The organism is Bacillus nitratireducens (genome assembly GCF_036320425.1).
In the GTDB taxonomy this organism is placed as follows: Bacteria; Bacillota; Bacilli; order Bacillales; family Bacillaceae_G; genus Bacillus_A; species Bacillus_A nitratireducens.
In genome coordinates, this window is the sequence record NZ_JAUMJO010000060.1 from 1 (window position 1) to 316 (window position 316).

The 316-nt window shown below is 54.7% G+C and carries 3 tRNA genes; all 3 read left to right on the plus strand.

The features are described from left to right. Nucleotides 1–5: 5 nt before the first annotated feature. Nucleotides 6–86: transfer RNA gene (locus tag Q3V31_RS30835), tRNA-Leu, on the plus strand. 29 nt (nucleotides 87–115) lie between these two features. Further along, nucleotides 116–190: transfer RNA gene (locus Q3V31_RS30840), tRNA-Gly, on the plus strand. 16 nt (nucleotides 191–206) lie between these two features. Continuing rightward, nucleotides 207–295, plus strand: a tRNA-Leu gene (locus Q3V31_RS30845). The last annotated feature ends 21 nt before the right edge of the window (nucleotides 296–316 follow it).

Below are 316 nucleotides of genomic sequence, written 5' to 3' on the forward strand. Positions count from 1 at the left end.
AATATGCGGGTGTGGCGGAATTGGCAGACGCACTAGACTTAGGATCTAGCGCCTTTGGCGTGGGGGTTCGACTCCCTTCACCCGCACTTTTAATAAAATAACTCATACATGTCTTGCGGAAGTAGTTCAGTGGTAGAATACAACCTTGCCAAGGTTGGGGTCGCGGGTTCGAATCCCGTCTTCCGCTCCAATTTTCAATATGACATGCCGGGGTGGCGGAACAGGCAGACGCACAGGACTTAAAATCCTGCGGTGGGTGACCACCGTGCGGGTTCGACCCCCGCCCTCGGCACCATATGCGCCCGTAGCTCAATTG